This is a genomic window from Corynebacterium imitans (assembly GCF_000739455.1).
Taxonomy (GTDB): domain Bacteria; phylum Actinomycetota; class Actinomycetes; order Mycobacteriales; family Mycobacteriaceae; genus Corynebacterium; species Corynebacterium imitans.
This window is the reverse complement of the sequence record NZ_CP009211.1, coordinates 205,802-224,774: the sequence shown is the minus strand read 5'-3', so window position 1 is coordinate 224,774 and position 18,973 is coordinate 205,802. Positions and strand designations below refer to the sequence as shown.

At 66.7% G+C, this 18,973-nt stretch carries 23 protein-coding genes; 6 read left to right on the top strand and 17 right to left on the bottom strand.

The features are described from left to right. Positions 1-101 precede the first annotated feature (101 nt). A complete protein-coding gene (locus CIMIT_RS01010) occupies positions 102-734 on the top strand; it encodes a DedA family protein (RefSeq protein ID WP_328286434.1) in 633 nt (210 codons plus the stop codon). A gap of 852 nt (positions 735-1,586) precedes the next feature. Here the strand turns inward: CIMIT_RS01010 and CIMIT_RS01005 are convergent. Next, positions 1,587-1,790 carry a cold-shock protein gene (locus CIMIT_RS01005; RefSeq protein ID WP_034996968.1) on the bottom strand — a complete coding sequence of 68 codons (204 nt, stop codon included), beginning with the start codon at positions 1,788-1,790 and terminating at the stop codon, positions 1,587-1,589. Positions 1,791-1,985: 195 nt separating this feature from the next. Here CIMIT_RS01005 and CIMIT_RS01000 point away from each other — a divergent pair, with 195 nt between their 5' ends. Next, positions 1,986-4,370 (top strand): DEAD/DEAH box helicase, encoded by a 2,385-nt coding sequence (locus CIMIT_RS01000; protein ID WP_038587903.1) that lies wholly within the window; start codon positions 1,986-1,988, stop codon positions 4,368-4,370. 10 nt (positions 4,371-4,380) lie between these two features. On the opposite strand, the gene CIMIT_RS00995 is transcribed toward CIMIT_RS01000, so the two are convergent. From CIMIT_RS00995 to ssd, 7 genes are read right to left on the bottom strand one after another with little or no spacing between them, the layout of a single operon-like run. Continuing rightward, entirely contained in the window at positions 4,381-4,722 is a 342-nt protein-coding gene (locus CIMIT_RS00995; RefSeq protein ID WP_038587898.1) for an Rv3654c family TadE-like protein, read from the bottom strand. Next, positions 4,719-5,006, bottom strand: a complete 288-nt coding sequence (locus tag CIMIT_RS00990) for a hypothetical protein (protein ID WP_038587895.1) — start codon at positions 5,004-5,006, stop codon at positions 4,719-4,721. The genes CIMIT_RS00995 and CIMIT_RS00990 overlap by 4 nt, the downstream gene beginning before the upstream one ends. Beyond that, positions 5,007-5,240, bottom strand: coding sequence for a DUF4244 domain-containing protein (locus tag CIMIT_RS00985; RefSeq protein ID WP_038587891.1), 234 nt, complete (start codon positions 5,238-5,240; stop codon positions 5,007-5,009). It abuts the gene before it with no gap. A 49-nt stretch (positions 5,241-5,289) separates the two neighbouring features. After that, entirely contained in the window at positions 5,290-5,874 is a 585-nt protein-coding gene (locus CIMIT_RS00980) for a type II secretion system F family protein (RefSeq protein ID WP_038587888.1), read from the bottom strand. Further along, positions 5,871-6,665 carry a type II secretion system F family protein gene (locus CIMIT_RS00975; protein ID WP_038587885.1) on the bottom strand — a complete coding sequence of 265 codons (795 nt, stop codon included), beginning with the start codon at positions 6,663-6,665 and terminating at the stop codon, positions 5,871-5,873. The genes CIMIT_RS00980 and CIMIT_RS00975 overlap by 4 nt, the downstream gene beginning before the upstream one ends. Next, a complete protein-coding gene (locus tag CIMIT_RS00970) occupies positions 6,662-7,792 on the bottom strand; it encodes a TadA family conjugal transfer-associated ATPase (protein ID WP_407919542.1) in 1,131 nt (376 codons plus the stop codon). Before CIMIT_RS00970 ends, CIMIT_RS00975 begins: the two co-directional genes overlap by 4 nt. Then, the gene (ssd, locus tag CIMIT_RS00965; protein ID WP_051904685.1) at positions 7,789-8,820 is read right to left on the bottom strand and encodes a septum site-determining protein Ssd; all 1,032 of its coding nucleotides are present in this window, start codon (positions 8,818-8,820) and stop codon (positions 7,789-7,791) included. The genes CIMIT_RS00970 and ssd overlap by 4 nt, the downstream gene beginning before the upstream one ends. 144 nt (positions 8,821-8,964) lie before the next feature. Here ssd and CIMIT_RS00960 point away from each other — a divergent pair, with 144 nt between their 5' ends. Beyond that, positions 8,965-9,813, top strand: a complete 849-nt coding sequence (locus tag CIMIT_RS00960; protein ID WP_084674228.1) for an HAD family hydrolase — start codon at positions 8,965-8,967, stop codon at positions 9,811-9,813. Between the two features lie 6 nt (positions 9,814-9,819). Here CIMIT_RS00960 and CIMIT_RS00955 read toward each other — a convergent pair whose 3' ends face one another. Next, positions 9,820-10,836 carry an alpha/beta hydrolase family protein gene (locus CIMIT_RS00955; RefSeq protein WP_038587875.1) on the bottom strand — a complete coding sequence of 339 codons (1,017 nt, stop codon included), beginning with the start codon at positions 10,834-10,836 and terminating at the stop codon, positions 9,820-9,822. A gap of 207 nt (positions 10,837-11,043) precedes the next feature. On the opposite strand from CIMIT_RS00955, the gene CIMIT_RS00950 reads away from it, so the two are divergent. Together CIMIT_RS00950 and CIMIT_RS00945 are read left to right on the top strand one after the other, a co-directional pair. Continuing rightward, positions 11,044-11,559 (top strand): phage holin family protein, encoded by a 516-nt coding sequence (locus CIMIT_RS00950; protein WP_038587872.1) that lies wholly within the window; start codon positions 11,044-11,046, stop codon positions 11,557-11,559. A 69-nt stretch (positions 11,560-11,628) separates the two neighbouring features. Beyond that, positions 11,629-12,324, top strand: a complete 696-nt coding sequence (locus tag CIMIT_RS00945) for an alpha/beta fold hydrolase (protein WP_051904684.1) — start codon at positions 11,629-11,631, stop codon at positions 12,322-12,324. Positions 12,325-12,473: 149 nt separating this feature from the next. On the opposite strand, the gene CIMIT_RS00940 is transcribed toward CIMIT_RS00945, so the two are convergent. The 4 genes from CIMIT_RS00940 to nth all read right to left on the bottom strand — a co-directional run bounded on the left by CIMIT_RS00940 (position 12,474) and on the right by nth (position 15,853). Continuing rightward, on the bottom strand, positions 12,474-13,667 hold the full coding sequence (locus CIMIT_RS00940; protein WP_038587869.1) for a MarP family serine protease: 1,194 nt from the start codon (positions 13,665-13,667) through the stop codon (positions 12,474-12,476). Positions 13,668-13,731: 64 nt separating this feature from the next. After that, entirely contained in the window at positions 13,732-14,457 is a 726-nt protein-coding gene (locus CIMIT_RS00935; protein WP_038587866.1) for an NUDIX hydrolase, read from the bottom strand. Further along, the gene (locus tag CIMIT_RS00930; RefSeq protein ID WP_038587863.1) at positions 14,450-15,031 is read right to left on the bottom strand and encodes a TlpA family protein disulfide reductase; all 582 of its coding nucleotides are present in this window, start codon (positions 15,029-15,031) and stop codon (positions 14,450-14,452) included. The genes CIMIT_RS00935 and CIMIT_RS00930 overlap by 8 nt, the downstream gene beginning before the upstream one ends. A 3-nt stretch (positions 15,032-15,034) precedes the next feature. Beyond that, positions 15,035-15,853 (bottom strand): endonuclease III, encoded by an 819-nt coding sequence (nth, locus tag CIMIT_RS00925; RefSeq protein ID WP_051904683.1) that lies wholly within the window; start codon positions 15,851-15,853, stop codon positions 15,035-15,037. A 316-nt stretch (positions 15,854-16,169) separates the two neighbouring features. Here nth and glxR point away from each other — a divergent pair, with 316 nt between their 5' ends. Next, complete coding sequence (gene glxR / locus CIMIT_RS00920; RefSeq protein ID WP_038587860.1) at positions 16,170-16,853, top strand: CRP-like cAMP-activated global transcriptional regulator GlxR; 684 nt, start codon at positions 16,170-16,172, stop codon at positions 16,851-16,853. A gap of 75 nt (positions 16,854-16,928) precedes the next feature. On the opposite strand, the gene CIMIT_RS00915 is transcribed toward glxR, so the two are convergent. From CIMIT_RS00915 to CIMIT_RS00905, 4 genes are read right to left on the bottom strand one after another with little or no spacing between them, the layout of a single operon-like run. Next, on the bottom strand, positions 16,929-17,741 hold the full coding sequence (locus tag CIMIT_RS00915) for an MBL fold metallo-hydrolase (RefSeq protein WP_038587858.1): 813 nt from the start codon (positions 17,739-17,741) through the stop codon (positions 16,929-16,931). Between the two features lie 19 nt (positions 17,742-17,760). After that, the gene (locus CIMIT_RS00910) at positions 17,761-18,231 is read right to left on the bottom strand and encodes a RidA family protein (protein ID WP_038587855.1); all 471 of its coding nucleotides are present in this window, start codon (positions 18,229-18,231) and stop codon (positions 17,761-17,763) included. Between the two features lie 4 nt (positions 18,232-18,235). Beyond that, positions 18,236-18,391: a DUF4177 domain-containing protein gene (locus CIMIT_RS12515; protein WP_095066741.1), complete on the bottom strand. Its 156-nt coding sequence runs from the start codon at positions 18,389-18,391 to the stop codon at positions 18,236-18,238. 41 nt (positions 18,392-18,432) lie between these two features. Beyond that, positions 18,433-18,810 (bottom strand): WhiB family transcriptional regulator, encoded by a 378-nt coding sequence (locus CIMIT_RS00905; RefSeq protein ID WP_038587852.1) that lies wholly within the window; start codon positions 18,808-18,810, stop codon positions 18,433-18,435. Positions 18,811-18,973 lie beyond the last annotated feature (163 nt).

Sequence of the window (18,973 nt, the reverse complement as noted above, 5' to 3'; positions counted from 1 at the left end):
AGCAGACACGACGCTGCGCCCTCCCCCACCAAGGGCGTATCGTAGACACGACGCACCGCACGGCAAAGCGCCATGAGCAGGCATTTGAGAGGAGGTTCCCCATGGAGATGATCGACCCATTCATCGACTTCCTCCACATGCTCATGGGCACCCCATTGTTCTACCCCCTGGTCACCCTGCTCATCGTCGCAGACGCGCTTGCCCCCATCGTGCCTTCTGAGACCGTGCTCAACCTCGCGGGTGCATTCGCCGCCTCCCAGGGCGTGCCGAGCGTAAAGGCCGTCATCGCCGCTGCAATCATCGGCGCGATTATCGGCGACAACCTCTGCTTCGCCCTCGGCGCCCGCCTCATCGGTTTTGTCGAACGCCTCGACCCCGAATCCAAAGCGGGCCAAGCCATCTTGTGGGTGCGGCGCAACATGCACCGGGGTGCCGGACCCACCATCATCGTCGGCCGCTTTTTGCCCTGGGCGCGCTGGGTGGCCACGATCGTGCTCGGTTCGGTGCGCTACAACTGGTTCGCCTTCCTTTTCTACGACACAATCGGCGTGATCATCTGGGCGATCCTGTCTGTCGGCATCGGCTACGCCGGCGGCGCGCTGTTTTCCGACATCCCACTGCTCGGCATGGTGGTCGGCGTCCTACTCGGCTCGCTCGTCGGCTTCGGCATTCAGAAACTGCAGGGCAAGTTCTTCGACTGGCGCGACGAGCGCCGCGGGCAGTCGACGTTGTAAGGGATTTGTGGGTACGCCGCGCGGCTGTCCTGAACGGCTGTTCTGAACGTGTCCTAAACGGAGCTAGCTCCATTTGGCCCCGCCCGGTCCGGAAACCCCCAGGTCGCTGGTGTTATGTCTATAGAGTTTTTGGACACGGAGTCTAATGACTTATTGGACACGGAATCCATGGAGTTCTTGGACACTTTCTAGCGGATCATTCTCGTGGTCTGTGCTGCGGTCACAAGCAGGACAGTTACGGGGTGCTTCGCCGTGCTTGATCGTGCTTCGTTGCCTCGGCAAGGTGAGGTTGGCTCACCGGCCGTGCGGCCCGTGGCGTACCGCTGCCGGAGGCTGCGCACTGAAGAGCTCTCGCCGCCAGGGGCTGTGTAGATCATCTCGGGGCTGTCGGCGGCGACCAGGGCTTAAAGCACGTGCTCCTTGAGTCTTAGGGTGGTCTGCCGTCGGCGGCTATACACGCACCGCTGCTCCCGCGTAGTTGGCCTTGGACTTTCATCCGCGCTTCTGAACGACGCCATCGGAGTGATGGCTTTGTCGACATTAGGGGACTCGAGGGCAACCAGCTCGCGGCGTTTTTCTATAGCGAAAACCATTCAGCCTTTCCGCTACTGGGAATGTCCAAAATGCCCTTAGACATCCCGTCCAAAAAGTCGTTGGACTCCTTGTCCAAAAAGCCCTTAGACATGACACCCCCAGGTCGCTGGCAACCCGTTGCTCTAAACGGAGCTAGCTCCATTTGGATCGACCAAAAATCGCCCCCGGCTGCCCCGCCCAGCACCCCCAAAAAACGCAAAAGGCCCCGCCACCGGTTCATCAAAACCGGCAGCGGGGCCTTATCAAAAAGCGCGGAGCTTAGAGCGCGCGCACCTGCTGGGCCTGCGGGCCCTTAGCGCCCTCGCCCACCTCGAACTCGACCTGCTGGTTCTCTTCCAGGGTGCGGAAGCCCGAACCCTGAATCTCGGAGTAGTGCACGAAGACGTCGGAGGATCCGTCGTCCGGCGCGATGAAGCCGAAGCCCTTTTCTGCGTTGAACCACTTCACAGTTCCGGTAGCCATGGTGAAACCTTTCACTTAAAAACTTGGGTGAGATGTGTTTGGTCGTCCACCAGGACCATCTCGAAGTGCCTGGTGCCCGCGTCAACTAACCTCGCGAGCACCTTTTCAAGGGCGCACACAAAATCTTCTGACCACGCACCAGTCTGCCATGACTTCGAAGGTTTGGCATAGCAAGATGGCATACTTTTCGGTGCCATGACTGATCACCGCCCCACTCCCCCACCCAGTTCGCTCGGTCAGGAGCTCATTGCCCAGCTCCGCGGGCGTTTTGGCACATCGACCATCACGCACGTCGAGGAGTGCGGGGCTACCCCCGCGCAGTACGCCGAATGGCCCGAGTGGGTACTTCCGTCGCTCAAGCAGTTGCTTATCGACGCCACCATCACCTCCCCCTACGCCCACCAAGCCCACTGCGCGCAGTCGGTGTGGGAGGGCCACGACACGGTGCTCGCAACCGGCACCTCCTCGGGCAAGTCGCTGGGCTACCAGCTGCCCATCCTCACCGCGCTGGCTAAGGATCCGACGGCGTGCGCGCTCTACCTCACGCCCACCAAAGCCCTCGGCTCGGACCAGCTGCAGGCCACGGCGCGGATGACCGCGCAGATCGACGAGCTTTCCGGAGTGCACCCGGCCCCGTACGACGGGGACACGCCGACCGAGGCCCGCGCCGGTATCCGCGAGGCCTCCCGTTTCGTCTTTTCCAACCCGGACATGCTGCACGCCGGCATCCTTGCTGCGCACCCGCGGTGGGCGCGTTTCCTGCGCCACCTGCGCTTTATCGTGGTTGACGAGTGCCACACCTACCGCGGTGTCTTCGGTGCCAACGTCTCCCTCGTGTTGCGCCGCCTGCTGCGTATCGCGGCCGCGTACGGCGCGCACCCGGTGGTGGTCTTTGCTTCCGCGACGGCGGCCGACCCGGCTGCGCACGCGACGCGGCTGTGCGGCCACGAGGTCACGGCGATCACCCGCGACACCGCCCCGACCGGCACCCGCACCATCGCCTTGTGGGAGCCCGGATTCATCGAGGGTGCCGAGGGCGAGCACGGCGCTCCGGTCCGCTACGCCGCTTCGACAGAGGCCGCGGCGATCATGGCCACGCTGGTCAAAGAGGGTGCCCGCACCCTGACATTCGTGCGCTCCCGGCGCGCCGCGGAGACGGTGGCGCTGCGCGCGCAGGAGGACCTGGTGGTGGCAGGGCGTGCCGATATGGCAAACCGGGTGGCGTCCTACCGCGCGGGCTATTTGGCGGAGGATCGTCGGAAGCTGGAGCGCGCGCTCGACGAGGGCGACTTGTTGGGCCTGGCCACGACGAACGCCCTGGAGTTGGGCATCGACGTCGGCGGGCTCGATGCGGTGGTGATGGCCGGGTTCCCGGGCACGGTCGCGTCCTTCCGGCAGCAAGCGGGGCGCGCGGGCAGGCGCGGGCAGGCGTCGGTAGTGGTGATGGTGGCGCGCGACGAGCCGATGGACACCTACCTTGTCCACCACCCGGAAGCGCTTTTGGGCACACCGGTGGAGACCTCGGTGTTTAACCCGCACAACCCCTACATTCTGCGCGGGCACGTCTATTGTGCCGCGGTGGAGCGCCCGCTCACGGAGGCCGACGTTGAGGCCTTCGGTGCCCACGAGGTGGTGGAAAAACTCACCGAGGAGGGCTTTTTGCGACGCCGCCCCCGCGGCTGGTTCGCCACCCCGCTCATCGAGGGCGAACTCACCCCGGAAACCGCCCACGCCGCTGTGTCTTTGCGCGGAGGCGCAGGCGAAGAAGTGATGATCGTGGATACCACCGACGGGCGGCTGCTGGGCACGGTAGATGCCGCGCGCGCCGCGACCCAGGTCCACGACGGCGCGGTCTACCTGCACCAGGGCGAGTCCTTCGTGGTCCAGCAGCTGGACCTGGACAATTACGTGGCACTGGTGGTGCCGGATACGCCCGACTACTCCACGCAGGCACGCTCGACGACCGACATCGCGATCCTGGGCGAAGCCACCGCCCGCTGCAACCCCTCGCCGGGGCTGTGGGTGGCCAGCGTGGACGTAGAGGTCACCGACCGGGTCACCGGCTACGTCGTGCGGCTTGCCGACGGCACCGTCTCCGAGCACATCCCGCTCGATCTTCCCGAGCAGACGCTGCTCACCCGGGCCGTGGCCTACACCATCGACCCGCTCGCCTTGGAGGCGATGGGCATCGCGGCCGGGGACATCCCAGGCGCCCTGCACGCCGCAGAGCACGCGGCCATTGGCTTGCTGCCGCTGCTCGCCACGTGCGACCGCTGGGATATCGGCGGCGTGTCGACGGCGCTGCACCCGGACACGATGCTGCCGACGGTCTTCGTCTACGACGGCCACCCCGGCGGGGCGGGGTTTGCCGATGAGGGCTACGCGCGCTTTGGCGAATGGATCACTGCCACGTTTGAGGCGGTGCGCTCCTGCCAATGCGAGGATGGCTGCCCGTCGTGCGTGCAGTCTCCGAAGTGCGGCAACGGCAACCAGCCGCTGAACAAGCACGCCGCGCTGAAGTTGCTGGGCGCGCTGGCGTCGATGACTGCCGACGCCAGCTTCACGACGCCAAACGCGTAACGCCCTTCTCTCACCTCCCCTCTTCTATCGGTCCGGCCTTGGCGGTCGCGCGCGCACCGGCGATGCTGACTTCCACGGTGACGTCGCCAGAGTCGATGTCGCAGGCCTGCGCGGCGGCGTCGTTAAGCCGTGCGGTCTCTTCCGCAACCACGCAGGCGGACCCGCCGGTGTACAGCGCCGTCGCCCCGGCCACCGCAGCGAGATCCGCGGCGGTCCGCACCCGGTGCTGGTCGGCGGCTCGGGCGCCGATGGCGATGACGGCAAGCGCCAGCACCACCACTGCGGTGATGATGCCGACGGCAACCACCGTCGCGGAACCGGACTCATCCGCGATGCTGCGCGGGATCTTCACTTCGCACCCCCGGTTGTGTATTCGACCGGGTAGCGAGCCGTCGCCCGCATATGCCCGAGCGCTGCGGGCACATTCGCGGTGACGGTGACGACCCCGCCGGATTCGGTGACGTCGACATGCCCGCGTACCGGCTCGTAGTTCACCCCGATGGCGTGGGCACGAGCGGCGGCCCCGGCGGTGTCGACGGCGGCGATGTAGGTGGCCACGGTCGCGATCCCGGCGACGATTGCCGCGGCGACGGTCACCAGGGCGGAGAGCGAGAGCGCGGTCTCAATGCTGGTCATCTACGTCGGGGTGTTCGTCAGTGCGTCGGTAATCACGCCCTCGATGGCGGAAGTGACGCCATCGCCGTTGACCACCAGATATAGCACGCCAGCCAGCGCCGCGGCAGCTAGCGAGCCAAATGCATATTCGATGGTTGACATTCCGCTATCTTCTCGTAACTTTTCCGCTTTTTGTGCAGCATAGCTGCGAAGAAGGTGGGATACTTTCAGGGCTTCAATCGTAATTGCGTTCATGGTATATATGTTCCTTTACTGTGTAGAGATTGGTGTCGAGATTGGTGGTCTAGTGCAACATGGCGCTACCCAGGCTGATCACGGCGGGCGCGAGCCCAAGGACGAAGAACGCCGGGAGAAAGCAGGCGGTCAGCGGGATGGCAATGAGCACCCCGGCGCGTTCCGCCTTCTCCTTCGCCTCGTCCGCTGCCTCTGCCTGCAGGCGTTCGACGATGCGCGAACAGCCCGCGACGATGGCGGAACCGGAGGAGTTGGATAGGGCCACAAGCCCGGCGAGCTCCGCCCCGCCCGGGAGTGGGTGGAGCTCGTTCCAGGCGCGCCCGGGGTCTACCCCGAGCGCCGTCAGCGCGGCGACCGTATGCCAGGCGCTGCCGGGTTCGCCGTCCGACTCTTCGTAGGTGTCGGCGACAGCTGCGGCGGCGGTGGCCAGCGGGAGCCCCGCTTCGCAGCAGGCGGCAAACAGGGTGATGTCTGCCGCCGCGCGGTGCGCGCTTACGGGCGGTGCGGCCCCGCGAGGACCGTCTCGCGGGGTCTTCGGGCCTTCGCCGCGTAGGTATTTCACGCGCACGTCGGGAGACACCGGCGGTAGGGCAAGCGCGGCCGCGAGGAAAAGTGTGGTGGTCAGGGAGATCATTGCGCTGCCCTTTCGATGATGAGTCGGGAAAGCCATATCCCGGCGCACACCAGCGCGGTGCCGACGACGAGCAGGATCCCGCCGAGCCCGCCGGAGGTAAGCAACCCGATCGGGTTGGCCCCCATCGCCGCCCCCATACCGATGCCTGCCAGCGGCAGCGCGGCGAGCACAGTCGCGGTCGTGCGCGGTCCGGCAAGTGCGGCGGTGGTGGCGGCGCGGTGGCGCTGGGCCCGGTCGAGCTCGTCGCGCGCGGTGCGCAGCAGGTTGGCCACCGGCACGCCGCGGCGCTGCGCCAGCTGCCACAGGGTGACCAGGCGCTGAAGTTCCGGTTGTTCGCTCTCCACCGCGGTGCCGACGGACTGGCCCGCGCGCAAGCGTCGGTTGAGTCGGTGGATGTCGCGTTGAAGCTGCGGCGGCGCGTCGTCGGGAAGCCTGTCTGCGGCGGTGACGCAGGCGCGCTCTAGGGGTGCGCCGGCGTCCAGGTTGGATACCACGTGGCCCAAAAAGTCCGCGGTCACGCGGGCTCCGCGCACCTTCATGCGCTGCTGGCGGCGGCGCAGCACCGCGTCTATGGCGGTGGCCCCGGCGAGCGCCACCGCGATCACCACCGTGATGCGCTCGGCGACGATGAGCCCGAACGCGGCCACGCTGACCCCACTCCAGGCCCAGGCCTGCACTCGCGCCGAGCGCCACCCGCGCTGGCGTGGCTGGCCAGCATCAGCGCCGAGGCGGCCCGCTGGCGCGGGGGCATGCAGCGCCGCGGCGGCTGCGAGGAAGACAAGCGGGTTCATCGGATCAGCTCCTCGAATCCTTCAGTGGCGCCGGTCTCGCTGTCCCATACCACGCGCGTCGCGACAGGTTGGCCCTCGAGCACGCCGAGCTGGTGGACGAAGCGTCTGCCGTCTGGGCCGCGCTTGACCACCACGACGGCGTCGACAGCGGCGGCGAGCTGGGAGTGCAGCCCGGCGCGGTCGAGCCCACCTAAGGCGGCGAGCGCCTCCAGTCGGGCCGGGACCTCGTGGATGGAGTTGGCGTGCAGGGTGCCCGCTCCCCCGTCGTGGCCGGTGTTGAGCGCGGCGAGCAGGTCCACGACCTCGGCACCGCGGATCTCGCCGACGACGATCCGGTCCGGCCGCATGCGCAGCGCCTGGCGCACCAGGTCCGCAATGGAGATCGCACCGGCACCTTCTGCGTTGGCCGCGCGCGTGGTGAGGTTTAACACGTGCGGGTGGTGCGGGGTCAGTTCGAGGGTGTCCTCGATGGCGATAATGCGCTCGACCGGATCCGCCTCGGCAAGCAGGGCGGACAGCAGCGTGGTTTTGCCCGAGCCGGTGCCGCCGACAATCAGGAAGGCGCGGCGGCGTGCCACCATCTGGCGCAGCACTCCGGCCACCTCCCCATCGATGGAGCCGCGCGCTTCCAACTCGTCGAGGGAGGCGGTGGCGGTGCGCAGTACGCGCAGGGAGAGGCAGGTGCCCACCTTCGCGGTGGGGCTTAAGATGGCGTGGAAGCGCAGCAGCGTGCCGTCGTCGCGAGTGAGGTGGCCGTCGCAGAACGGTTGGGCGTCGTCAAGCCTGCGCCCACAGCTCAGCGCGAGGCGAGTGGCCAGCGCGCGCACCGCCTCCTCGGTCTCGAAGGTGATCTCGCAGCGCTCCAGGCCGTGCCCGCGGTCGGCGAAGACCTGATCGGGGCCGTTGACGCAGATGTCGGTCACGTCGCCCGCGGCCAGCAGCGGCTCGAGCGGGCCGGCACCGGTGGTGTCGTCGCGCAGTTTGCGCATCAGGGCGAGCACGTCGAGATCGCTGATCACCACGGCCTCTTCGCGGATCAGTGCAGCGAGGCGGTCGGGACTGGGGTGCGTGTGCTCGTCGGCAAGCCGGCGCTGGACGCGGGAGAGGATCTCACTCGTTTCCATCAGGCCACCTCCGCAAGCACCGCATCGGCGGCACGCCGCAGCGGCGCGGGCAGTCGCGCGGGCAGGCCCGCGGTATCCACAGCGCGCGGCAAGCGACGCAAGGTAGGGACGCGCTGGCAGATGCGCGAACCGGTCGCGCGCGCCACACCATGCTCGTCGATGCCCTGCCAGGTGCCCTCCCGCAGCAGCAGTGTGTGCGGCACACCCGCCGCGTTGCACTCGAGTACCAGCTGGGAGGCCGCGCACACGGAGCGCACCGTCGGAGCCACCACGATGACGGCGAGGTCGCAGCGCGCAGGCAGAAGGTCGACGGGGATGTCTAGCACGGTCAGCCCGGACGTCCCCACGGCAGCGCAGACTCGGTCGAGCTCGCCGAGCGTAAGGCGAAACGGGTCGACAACCGTGCTGCGGGCAAACGTCAGCACCGCGCACCCGTCCTTGGTGGCGGGCAGGGCGCGGCGCAGATCCGCACGCTCCACCGCGCCCTCGCCGAGGGCAATCTCGCCCCAGCGCGCGCCGGGGTGTTCCTCGATGCCTAAAAGGAGGTCGAGTCCGCCGGAGAGGCGGTGGCCGTCGATAAGCGTGGCCGCATCTGCACGACTGCGGGCGAGCGCGCAGGCGAGCACGGATGCGCCCACCCCACCGCCTGCGCCAAGTACGGCAACAATGGTGCCGGTTTCGGTTGTGCGTTCCGGGGTACGGTAGAGCTCGCCGAGCGCGACGAGCAGGTCGCCAGCCTGAGCGGGCAGGACGAAAGCGCCTGGGTAAGCTTCGGCCGCGTCCAGGCTGCCGGCGACGACGAAGACGTTGCGGTGGCGCCGCTGCGCGAGGTGGGGCGCCCACGTGGCGTCGATAAGCAGGGCGAACGCCTTCTCCGCATAGGCGGCGAGCATGCCGGGGTCGGTCACGTCCACGATGGCGTGGCCAGCAGCGGCGGCGAGGTGAGTAGCTTCGGGATGGAGGAGCGGGTCGTCGACCGCCACGACGATCGTTCGCCCCCAATTGCGATTCGTTTCTTTTGCTTGATTCATGACCAAAGCATGACATGCGCAACCCGCACCCGCAAGGGCCTCCGCAAATCTGTGGATAACTTGCCCATTTCGTCCATCCAAAATGCGATTACTGTGGATAACTTCAACACACCATGCACATGCGTCTCAGCATTTGCACGCGGCATGCGGAGGCCCTACAGAGGATTCGGGGTTAGACTTACCCTCATGGCAACCCTTAAGCCGGTGGCGGCATTCTTCGACCTAGACAAGACGATCATCGCGACGTCGTCTGCCTATGCCTTCGGCAAAGAGTTCTTCAACAACGGCTTGATCACCCGCCAGGACGCGCTCGACCTCTACCTTTCCAAGGCAAGCTACATGCTCGTCGGGCACTCCAGCGACCAGATGGACGCCTCGCGCGACCACCTCAGCCAGCTGATCAAGGGCTGGGACGTCGACGAGGTCACCCGCATCACCACCGACACGATGCACCATGTCGTCGCGCCCGCGATCTACAGCGAGGCCCGCGAACTCATTGAGGAACACCGCGCGGCAGGCCACGAGGTGATCATCATCTCCGCCTCCGCTGACATCCTGGTCGAACCGATCGCCGCTGAGCTGGGCGTGGACACCGTCGTGGCCACCGCGCTCGAGGTTGTCGACGGCAAGCTCACCGGCACCATCCTCCGATACCTCAAAGGCGACGCGAAGGCCGAGGCCATCGAGCAGTTCGCCCGCGAGCACGACTACGACCTGGCGCGCAGCTACGCGTACTCCGACTCCGCCACCGACATCCCGATGCTTGCCGCGGTGGGCAACCCGGTGGCCGTCAACCCGGACCGCGCGCTGCGCAAGCACGCGATGTCGCAGGGCTGGCAGCTGCGCACCTTCAAGAACCCGGAGCCGCTGATCCAGATGCCGAACGCCCGCGAAGTGGGCATCGGCGCGGGCGTGATCGCGGGGCTGACCGCCCTCGCCGTCGTCGGCACGCTAGTCACCCGCGCCGTCATCCGCGAAAACCGTTCCGCGTAAAGCCGCCTACTCCGCCGCGTGCCACTGCGTAAGGCGCTCGAGCAGCACCTCGCGCGAGTCCTCGTACGCCGCCTTGTTGCCCGCCGGGGTGCCGCCGAACATGATCTGCCAGCCGTGTGGCTCCTGCTCCGAGTCCGCGAAAAAGATGTGCCCGGCGTCCGGGTACACGTGCGCCTCAATGTGCTCGCCCTGCTGTTCAAGCTCGCGGGCGGCCACGTCGGACTGCCACATCTGATCAGCCTCGCCAGCGAAAAGCAGCACGTTGCCCGCGAACTCAGACAGATCAATCCTGGCCGCGTCCTCGGCGTGCTCGGCAGCGTTTTCATAGGTCGCGCGGTACGACGGCGGGTAGCCCGTGGCCATGTCCCACGCCAGCTTCAGGCCCACCGCGATCGACCCGGTGCGAAAGGAGCCAAAGGGCACCGCCTCACCCTGGTGAGTAAAGCTTGGCTCCTCGTACCTGCCCTGCTCACCGAGCCCCGAGTAGCTGTAGTGCGCCGGCACGAACGCCACCAGGTTATCCACCGCAAACCCCTTTGCGGCTAGAAGCTCCGCAAACTCCGCGCCCTTCGATGTACCAATCACCGTCACCGGCCCACCGTCGACATGCTCGGCGATGTAGTCGCTTACCTCGTCGAACTGCTCCAGCGGCACGTTCGCCAGCAGCGGCTCCTGCCCTTCTTGGCCGAAAAAGTGCATGCTCAGCACCTCAAAACCCTCGCTGGCCAGCCACTGCGCGCGCGGTGCATCGCGCCCGCCCTCGGAGCCGCCGTACACGACCACCACGCCAGGACGCGTATTCTCCGCAGGCGTCAGGTGCACACCGCTGACCTGCTCGCCCTCGATTGGGGCAGTGCTTATCGACGCCTCCTCGCGCGCCTTTCCTTCCCCACCGGCACCCTGCGACATCACCGGGTAGGTGTGGTGGTTATACGCGCGCAGCCCCACCACGACAAGCGCAAGGATAAGCAGCGCTGCTACCAGCGCGAGGAAGATTTTGCCAAGGACTTTCAGCGCTTTCATTGCGCGCCACCCTACCAAAACCGGCCTCGTGGCACCCGGCTCACCGCAATCGGCTACACATTCGTCCGGCCCCAATACGGGCACAAACGAGTGACTATAGCTAAAGTCGTTGTGGACAATACTTGAAACAGAATGCTTCACGCGCGCCGAGCACGGGCACACGCACTGCCCCGCTCCTGGCGCGACATGCAGGAAGGTGACACAACAGTGAGCAACGACGGTCTGTACACCAGCGGATCCACAGCGGTTTCCGGCAAGGTTGATTCCATTCCGCTGCGCGATACCGATACGACCCAGCCGGGCCGCGATTCCATTGGCACCCTGGTCTCCAACGCCACCGAGCAGGTTTCCACGCTCGTGCGCAGCGAGATCGAGCTGGCGAAGACCGAAATCGTCGGCGAGGTAAAGAAGGGTGCCGTTGGCGGTGGTCTGTTCGCCGTCGCAGGCGTGATCGCCCTGTACTCCTCCTTCTTCGCCTTCTTCGCGCTGGCCGAGATGCTGGCCTCCTGGATGCACCGCGGCTGGGCCTTCCTGATCGTCTTCCTCATCATGATCGCCCTGGCTGGCCTGCTCGCCTTCATCGGCTTCAAGAAGGTCAAGAAGATCAAGGCTCCGGAGAAGACCATCGAGTCCGTCAACGAGCTGAAGCACCTCCGCCCGGGCCAGGCCCAGAAGAACCTGACCAAGGACTCCAGCGGCCTGTACACCTCCGTAGAAAAGTAGCCTTCCCTGCAGCGCCCCCGCCCCACGCCGCCCTCGGTCGTTGACCTACCGGGGGATTTTCGGCACCGGATGCTGCACACCCGCGGCGTGCGCCTGCACGCCGCGGTCGCGGGCGAACCTACCAACCCGCTGATCCTGCTCCTCCACGGAGCCTACGGCGGCTGGTTCGACTTCCGCCACGCTATCGCCCCGCTCGCCAGCCTGGGCTACCACGTAGCCGCACTGGACCAGCGGGGCTTTGGCCTGTCCGACAAGCCCGCCCCGCGCAGCGGCGACACGCTCCACCTGCTCCGCGGCGACCTCAAAGGCGCGATCGCCACACTCGGCCACACCGAGGCCACGATCATTGCCGCAGACACCGGCGTGGTCATCGCCTCCGCACTCGCGGAAGCCGCCCCGCAGCTCGTCCGCGGCATCCTCACGTTGCCCGCCGAGCCCCCGCTACCGTTGCTGCTGCGCCACGCGCCCGCCCGTGTACTGCAGCGGCTACCGCGAGGCCACGACGTGCTCGACCGTGCGTGGCGAAGCAGTTTCGCACGCGCTCTAGCCGCGACAGATCAAACCACCGCAGACGCAGAAGAGGCGCTCGCGCTGCGGCTGCGTGCACGCCGCATCGACAACGCGCTACCCCACATCATGGCCACGCACCGCCTCCGCGGGCGCGGCGGGGACGCCCACGCCGAGTCCCTCGATCTCGGACCGCTGGAGCACGTAGTTGCCCCGCAGGCGTTCGTGGCCGCCGTCGGCCAGCGCCTGGACGCCTAGGCGCTCGCGCTGGTCGGACCACATCCAAATGGAGCTAGCTCCATTTAGCAGTTCCAGATTCTCACGACCAGGCGTTTTCCACACGCGCCGCACCCAAATGGAGCTAGCTCCGTTTAGACGCCCCAACCAGACCCCCCAAAAAACCAGCGTTACCCCACCACGCAGGAGCGGGTGTCCACGGGCGTCGCCAGTTTCTCCACCTCACCGACCCGCTCGCGGACCTGCGCGCCGGTCAGGGCGTAGCCGGTCTCATCGACGTCGGTCGCGGTGCCGAAGATCATGCCGGCGACCTGGCCTTCCGTGTCCAGAAGCGGCCCACCGGAGTTGCCTTGGCGGACGTCGCCGCGGATGGTGTAAGCGCTCCGCTCGATGCGGCCGGTGGTGTAGATGTCGGGCCCGCTGATCTCCAGCTTGTTGCGTACACGAGCGGCGGTGGCGGCGAAGGGGCCGGAGTCCGGGAAGCCCATCACCACTGCGTCGCTGCCGTGGCGCAGCTCGCGCTCGGCCCACTGCAGTTCGGGAAGCCCCAGCGAAGTGGCGTGGAGGACGGCGATGTCAACCTCAGGGTCGTAGAACACCACGTCTGCGGGTTTGACCCCAACGACGGTGTCCAGCGACACCGACTGTGTGCCCGCCACCACGTGCGCGTTGGTCAGTACGTAGTCTTCGGCGATAACGAAGCCGCTGCCCATGAGCCGATGGTGGCAGGTCTGCGAGTCGCCCACCACGTGCACCACGCTCGGGCGACTGGCTTCGACCAGCTCCGGGGTGACCGCGTCCGGGTTCGGGGCGTCGACCTCGTTCGCCGCGTCTGTCCGGAACGGGGAGACCAGCGGTGGCATGCCCGTCTCGTGCAGCAGGGAGGACATTTTTGCGGGGAGTTGGACGAAAGATTCGGGGATGGTGGCGTCGATAAGCGAAAGCACGCGCGACTGGCGCAGTGCTTCACTCGGCTGCTCGGGCAGGCCGCTGATCAGGGGGACCGTAACGATCCACAGGGCGAGCGCCGTCGCGATCGCCTGCAGCGCGGCGCCCGCGACCGAATCCAGCACCCGCGCGGGCAGCCAGCGCGCTGACGGGCGCAGCGTGTCACCGGCGTAGGAGCCCGCGAGGTTGCCCAGGCCCACAAACACCACGACCACTGACAAAAACACGATGGTCCGCATGCCCTGGCCGTCGACGTAGTTGACCGCCAGCAGCGCGGCGAAGTAGCCCGCGACGAGCCCAGCCACGCTGCCGAGCGCCGTAAAGATCGCCGCGATCAGGCCCTGCCGCCAGCCGCTGATCACCGCGGCGAGGATGAGTACCACAGCCACCACGTCGACGATCGCGTGTCCTGTCACCTGCTGCGTGCTCCTTCTCCATCCCGACTACGCCCACGAAAGGGGCCGCATAGCTCGTTGCAGTCTAGCGCGCATACCGCGGCTCACCATTACAGGAACGCGCAAGCACCGCATCCAGGTCGTGGACCGTGCGATCCCAGGCACGCGCCCAGCCCGCCTGCTCCAGCAGCACGGAGAGCAGCGCCGCGGTAAAGCCCCACACCACGTAGCAGCCGGTGCGGAACGCGGGCCCGGCGTAGCGGCCGCGGCCCACCTGCAGGCGGTTGACTGGGTCGACAAGGTCGTGCACCGCCATGAAGAACACGTCGTCGGTTTCAAAGGGGCTCGCCACGTACGTCTCGCCGGGGCGCGCGGCGTACGCAACGACGGGGCGGACGCGCCGCCCGCTTCCGCCGGTGGTCACCGTGGACAGCGTGGCCAGGGGCACCACACGGCTGCGGTCCAGGCCGGTTTCCTCCCAGGCCTCGCGCAGCGCGGCGTCTACCGGCCCGCGATCTCCGGCGTCGATGTGCCCGCCGGGGAAGGCCATCTGACCGGAGTGGCTGCGCATCCTTGGTGTGCGGTGCGTGATCAGCACGTGCGCGTCATCCGGCACGGTGGCTGCGTCCGCATCACCGGTAAAAAGGATGAGCACTGCGGCTTCGTCGTCCCCCTCCGGCGCCCCCTGCGGCACGCGCTCGCCCAGCAGGCGGCGGGCCCGCGAGCGGTGTGTGTCGTGCTGGAGTTTTTCCACCAGCGGTGTGAGCCACTGTGGTGCGTGCTCGGGCTGGAGCGCGACGTCGTTAAGCATTGCCCGCGAGCACCTCCTCGACGGCGCGCGCTAGCTCCTCTTCCGTCTCGAAGGCCTTCGCCAGCGCCCCGATTTTCTGCCCGTCGCGGAAAACCACCGTGATCGGCACGACCCCGGGCAGGCCAAGCGTGCCGGCGAACGCGTTCGAATCGTCCTGGTAGCTGGACAGCTCCACGCCGATATCGTTGAGGAAGGCCGCGCCATTGGCCGCGTTCGCATCCGCGTGCACGCCCACCACGTCGTAGTCGGGGTGGTTGTCCGCGTAGCGCTCCAGCACGGGTAGTTCCGCCCGGCACGGCTCGCACCACCAGGCCCACACGTTGACCACAGTCACGGGCTTGTGCTCGCCGGGCACCTCCGCGCCGCCGAGGCAAGGCAGCTCCACCCCGCCCACGCCGCCCGCCACGCAATCGGGTCGCTCGGCAACGGGCGCTTCTTCGCTTCTCGACGCCACGTCCTCCCCGCCGTCCACCTCCCCCGTCTCCGCCGGGCGCAGCAGGAACAGGGCACCGGCGACAAGCGCGCACGCCACCACAATCGCGCCGATCACGCTGGCCCACACCGTCTTCTTCAAGGATTACGCCTCCTCCCCGTGCACAAGCGCAAGGATGTGCTCACGCTCCAGGCCGGTCACGCGCGCCTCGGCCTCCCCCGGGTCGGTCGGACCCGCGCCGAAGGAGGGGCAGTCGAAGGCAATGGGGCACGCCCCGCACGCGGGCGTGCGCGCGTGGCAGATGCGCCGGCCGTGGAAGATCAGCCGGTGCGAAAACATGGTCCATTCCTTGGCTTCGATCAGCTCGGCGATCTCCCGTTCGATCTTGACCGGGTTCTGCTGCTCGCTGAGCTTCAGCCGACCAACCAACCGCTGGAAGTGCGTATCCACGGTCAGCCCCGGCTTGCCAAAGGCGTTGCCGCGCACCACGTGCGCGGTCTTGCGCCCCACTCCGGGCAGGCTGACCAAATCCTCGAGCGCCTCTGGCACCTCACCGCCGAAGTCGGTGACCAGCTTCTTTCCCAGGTTGACCAGGTTGGCCGCTTTTGCACGGTAGAAGCCGGTCGGGCGGATGAGTTCCTCCACCTCGACCACGTCGGCCGTGGCGTAGTCCGCGGCGGTCGGGTAGGCCGCAAACAGCGCCGGGGTGACCTGGTTGACGCGCACGTCGGTGGTCTGCGCGGAGAGCACCGTCGCCACGAGCAGCTCCAGCGGGTTGGAAAAATCCAGCTCCGCGCGGGCGTCCGGGAACGTCAGCGCGAGGGTGCGGTTGATCCGGCGCGCGCGGCGCTTCCGCCCCAGCGGCGTTTCTGTCCCCTTCGCCGCCGGGTGTGTGCCCGGCCGACGCCGCCGCTGCGGGGTGGGCAGGGGCGTGCGAGGCTCAGGTGCAGGGGTGTGTGACATGCACGCCATGCTATCGCACACGTACGATGGCCTTATGACCGTAATCCTCGTCGCAGCCCTGCCGCTCGCCCTTGGCATGTTCACCATGGGCATGGAACGCCTCGAAGCCGTCGCGGTAAACCCGGAAGCCCCCAGCGAGTAGCAGAAAATCGGCGTCCCCGTCGCCCGCGGTCCAAAAAGTCTTCCCTTTTGCCCCCGCGTGTGGCCGCGACTGGTAGAGTCTGCCTTGTGAAGTTGTGACCACGCCCTAAAAAACAGACTTTGGTGACTCAAACCACGAGGGCGAGGGCCTCACCGCCGTATTCGAGGAGGATCTATGGAAGGCATTCAGGACACGCTAGCCAAGGCCGGCATCTTTCAGGGTGTCGACGCCGAGGCAGTCGACACTCTGATCAACGAGATGGAGACTGTCACGTTCGCGCGTGGCACCACCATTTTTGACGAGGGTGAGCCGGGCGACAGGCTCTACATCATCGTCGACGGCAAGGTGAAGCTCGCCCGCCACGCGCCGGATGGCCGCGAAAACCTCCTGTCTGTGATGGGTCCTTCCGACATGTTCGGTGAGCTGTCCATCTTCGACCCGGGCCCGCGCACCTCCTCTGCGGTCTGCGTCACCGATGTCACCGCGGCCACGATGGACTCCGAGATGCTCAAGGACTGGATCGCCCAGCACCCGGAGATCTCCCAGCAGCTGCTCCGCGTGCTCGCCCGCCGCCTCCGCCGCACCAACGCCTCGCTGGCAGACCTCATCTTCACGGACGTGCCGGGCCGCGTGGCCAAGACCTTGCTGCAGCTGGCGAACCGTTTCGGCGTACAGGAAGGCGGTGCCCTGCGCGTGAACCACGACCTCACCCAGGAAGAGATCGCGCAGCTGGTCGGCGCTTCCCGCGAGACGGTGAACAAGGCGCTCGCCACCTTTGCCCACCGCGACTGGATCAAGCTGGAGGGCAAGTCGGTGCTCATCGTCAACACCGAGCACCTCGCCCGTCGCGCACGCTAGCGGCTATCGAGACGCACAAAAACTGCCCCGGTTCCAATCGGAACCGGGGCAACGCTTCTTGTGCGATGAACGTAGCTACTTCTGGTTCTGCAGGTAACGCAGCCCCACGCGGGTGGACTGCTCGGCCGCGCCGCGCAGCACTGGGTCAACATCGTCGTAGATCGCGTCGACCAGAGTGTTGATGTCCGCGTCCGCACCGTGCTCCTTCAGCGCCTGCTCAATCTGCTCGAGGCGCTGGTTGCGGCGGTCAATGTACTTGCGCGCGAACTGCGACAGGTCCTCGTTTTCCGGACCGTGGCCCGGCAGCAGCATGACGTCCTTGCCACGCGACTCCAGCATCTCCAGCGTGTCTAGGTACTCGCCTACGTCACCGTCAGTCTCAGAGATCATGGTGGTGTGGCGGCCCGCGATCGTGTCGCCGGTAATGATGCCCTCGAGTTCCCCGTCCTCCACCTCGTGGGTGTAGACGAAGAAACACACGGAGTCCTTCGTATGGCCCGGGGTGTGCGCGACCTGCACCTTCGGGGTCACGCCCTCGACCGAGATGACCTCGCCATCCTCCAGCGGCTCCGCCCCGTTGCAGTACTGCGGATCGAATGCGCGGATCGGCGCGCCAGTGAGCTGACGGAAACGCTCCGCACCATCCGCGTGGTCGTGGTGGCGGTGGGTCAGCAGGATGAGCGCAACCTTGTCGGCCTTCGCCTGCAGCACGTTCAGGTGCCCCTCATCCGCCGGGCCCGGATCCACCACAATGCTGTACTCATCCTCCGGGTCGCGGATGACCCAGGAGTTCGTACCTTCAAGCGCCGCGTAGCTGGGATTCGGCGCCAAAACGACAGCGGCGGAAGTCGTGACAGGGCGCAACTGACTGTAAGCAGGGTGCTTCATGGTTCCAACCCTACCCCGTTTAGGCGTCTTCCTTCAGCTCCACAACGAGTTCCACCTCAACCGGGGTGTCCATCGGCAGCACGGCAACGCCCACGGCGGAGCGAGCGTGCTCGCCCGCGTCCCCGAAGACCTCCTTCATCAGGTCAGAAGCACCGTTGATCACTGCGGGTTGGCCGGTAAACGACGGATCGGAGGCAACAAAGCCGACGATCTTCAGCACACGCGCGATGTTGTCCACACCCACCAGCGCATCCACTGCGGCAATCGCGTTCAGCGCCGCCTGGCGCGCGTAGCCGTAGGCATCCTCCTCGCTGACCTCGGCACCGACTTTGCCGGTGGCGGGCAACGCCCCGTCGATAAGCGGGAGCTGGCCCGACGTCCAGACCTGGTTGCCCACCTTGGTGGCGGGCACGTAGGCAGCCACCGGGGCGGCGACGTTTGGCAGCTCGATGCCGAGCTCGGAAAGTTTTGCGGTCCACGTAGCAGTCATTGTGTTACTCCACCTCTCGCTTCAGGTATGCGACAACATTGTCCGGATTCGGACCCGGGGTGACGGAGACGAGCTCCCACCCGTCCTCGCCCCAGGTATCCAGGATCTGCTTCGTGGCGTGAGTAAGTAGCGGCACAGTGGCGTATTCCCATTTCTTCATGGCGACCACCCTACCGTGCCGGGCCGCAAGGCGTGCGGGCGTTAGAGCCCTTCAATTTCCTTTCCAGAGGACAGGTACTCCGCCCAGTCCGTCACGTGCGGGTTTTTGCGCAGCACCGCGCGGCGCTGACGCTCGGTGAGCCCGCCCCACACGCCGAACTCAACCTTGTTGTCCAGCGCGTCCGCACAGCACTCCATCTGCACCGGGCAGCGGCGGCAGATCACCGCAGCCTTACGCTGCTCCGCACCACGCACGAACAACGCATCCGGGTCCCCGTTGCGGCAATGCGCCTGGGTAACCCACTCCCCGCGGTCAAACTCAAGGTTGCCCGCGGCGTCACTCTTTCGCGAGGTCGTAGAGGCCGCGCGGATACCCTTGTATCCGCCCTGCAGGCCGGTGCGTCCAAGTGTCGTCGTCATTATCGGGCTCCTTTCGGGAGAGCGTTCGTGCATAATTCTCATCGACGCGCAATTTATAATACCGTGCACGCCGCGCAGGGTCACATCGCACCACCCTTTATATGCAGCGCTTTCCAAATAAGAAACGCACATATGGCCGAGCAAGCTTTGTAAACCCTGTATG

Coding starts and splice junctions, on each gene's coding strand:
- CIMIT_RS12515 (WP_095066741.1), bottom strand. CDS start 18,391: ATGAAGAAATGGGAATACGCCACTGTGCCGCTACTTACTCACGCCACG.
- CIMIT_RS00990 (WP_038587895.1), bottom strand. CDS start 5,006: ATGACCAGCATTGAGACCGCGCTCTCGCTCTCCGCCCTGGTGACCGTC.
- CIMIT_RS00975 (WP_038587885.1), bottom strand. CDS start 6,665: ATGAACCCGCTTGTCTTCCTCGCAGCCGCCGCGGCGCTGCATGCCCCC.
- glxR (WP_038587860.1), top strand. CDS start 16,170: ATGGAAGGCATTCAGGACACGCTAGCCAAGGCCGGCATCTTTCAGGGT.
- CIMIT_RS01010 (WP_328286434.1), top strand. CDS start 102: ATGGAGATGATCGACCCATTCATCGACTTCCTCCACATGCTCATGGGC.
- CIMIT_RS00910 (WP_038587855.1), bottom strand. CDS start 18,231: ATGACTGCTACGTGGACCGCAAAACTTTCCGAGCTCGGCATCGAGCTG.
- ssd (WP_051904685.1), bottom strand. CDS start 8,820: ATGAATCAAGCAAAAGAAACGAATCGCAATTGGGGGCGAACGATCGTC.
- CIMIT_RS00905 (WP_038587852.1), bottom strand. CDS start 18,810: ATGACGACGACACTTGGACGCACCGGCCTGCAGGGCGGATACAAGGGT.
- CIMIT_RS00955 (WP_038587875.1), bottom strand. CDS start 10,836: ATGAAAGCGCTGAAAGTCCTTGGCAAAATCTTCCTCGCGCTGGTAGCA.
- CIMIT_RS00945 (WP_051904684.1), top strand. CDS start 11,629: ATGCTGCACACCCGCGGCGTGCGCCTGCACGCCGCGGTCGCGGGCGAA.
- CIMIT_RS00985 (WP_038587891.1), bottom strand. CDS start 5,240: ATGAACGCAATTACGATTGAAGCCCTGAAAGTATCCCACCTTCTTCGC.
- CIMIT_RS01000 (WP_038587903.1), top strand. CDS start 1,986: ATGACTGATCACCGCCCCACTCCCCCACCCAGTTCGCTCGGTCAGGAG.
- CIMIT_RS00915 (WP_038587858.1), bottom strand. CDS start 17,741: ATGAAGCACCCTGCTTACAGTCAGTTGCGCCCTGTCACGACTTCCGCC.
- CIMIT_RS00935 (WP_038587866.1), bottom strand. CDS start 14,457: ATGCTTAACGACGTCGCGCTCCAGCCCGAGCACGCACCACAGTGGCTC.
- CIMIT_RS00960 (WP_084674228.1), top strand. CDS start 8,965: ATGCGGAGGCCCTACAGAGGATTCGGGGTTAGACTTACCCTCATGGCA.
- CIMIT_RS01005 (WP_034996968.1), bottom strand. CDS start 1,790: ATGGCTACCGGAACTGTGAAGTGGTTCAACGCAGAAAAGGGCTTCGGC.
- CIMIT_RS00980 (WP_038587888.1), bottom strand. CDS start 5,874: ATGATCTCCCTGACCACCACACTTTTCCTCGCGGCCGCGCTTGCCCTA.
- nth (WP_051904683.1), bottom strand. CDS start 15,853: ATGTCACACACCCCTGCACCTGAGCCTCGCACGCCCCTGCCCACCCCG.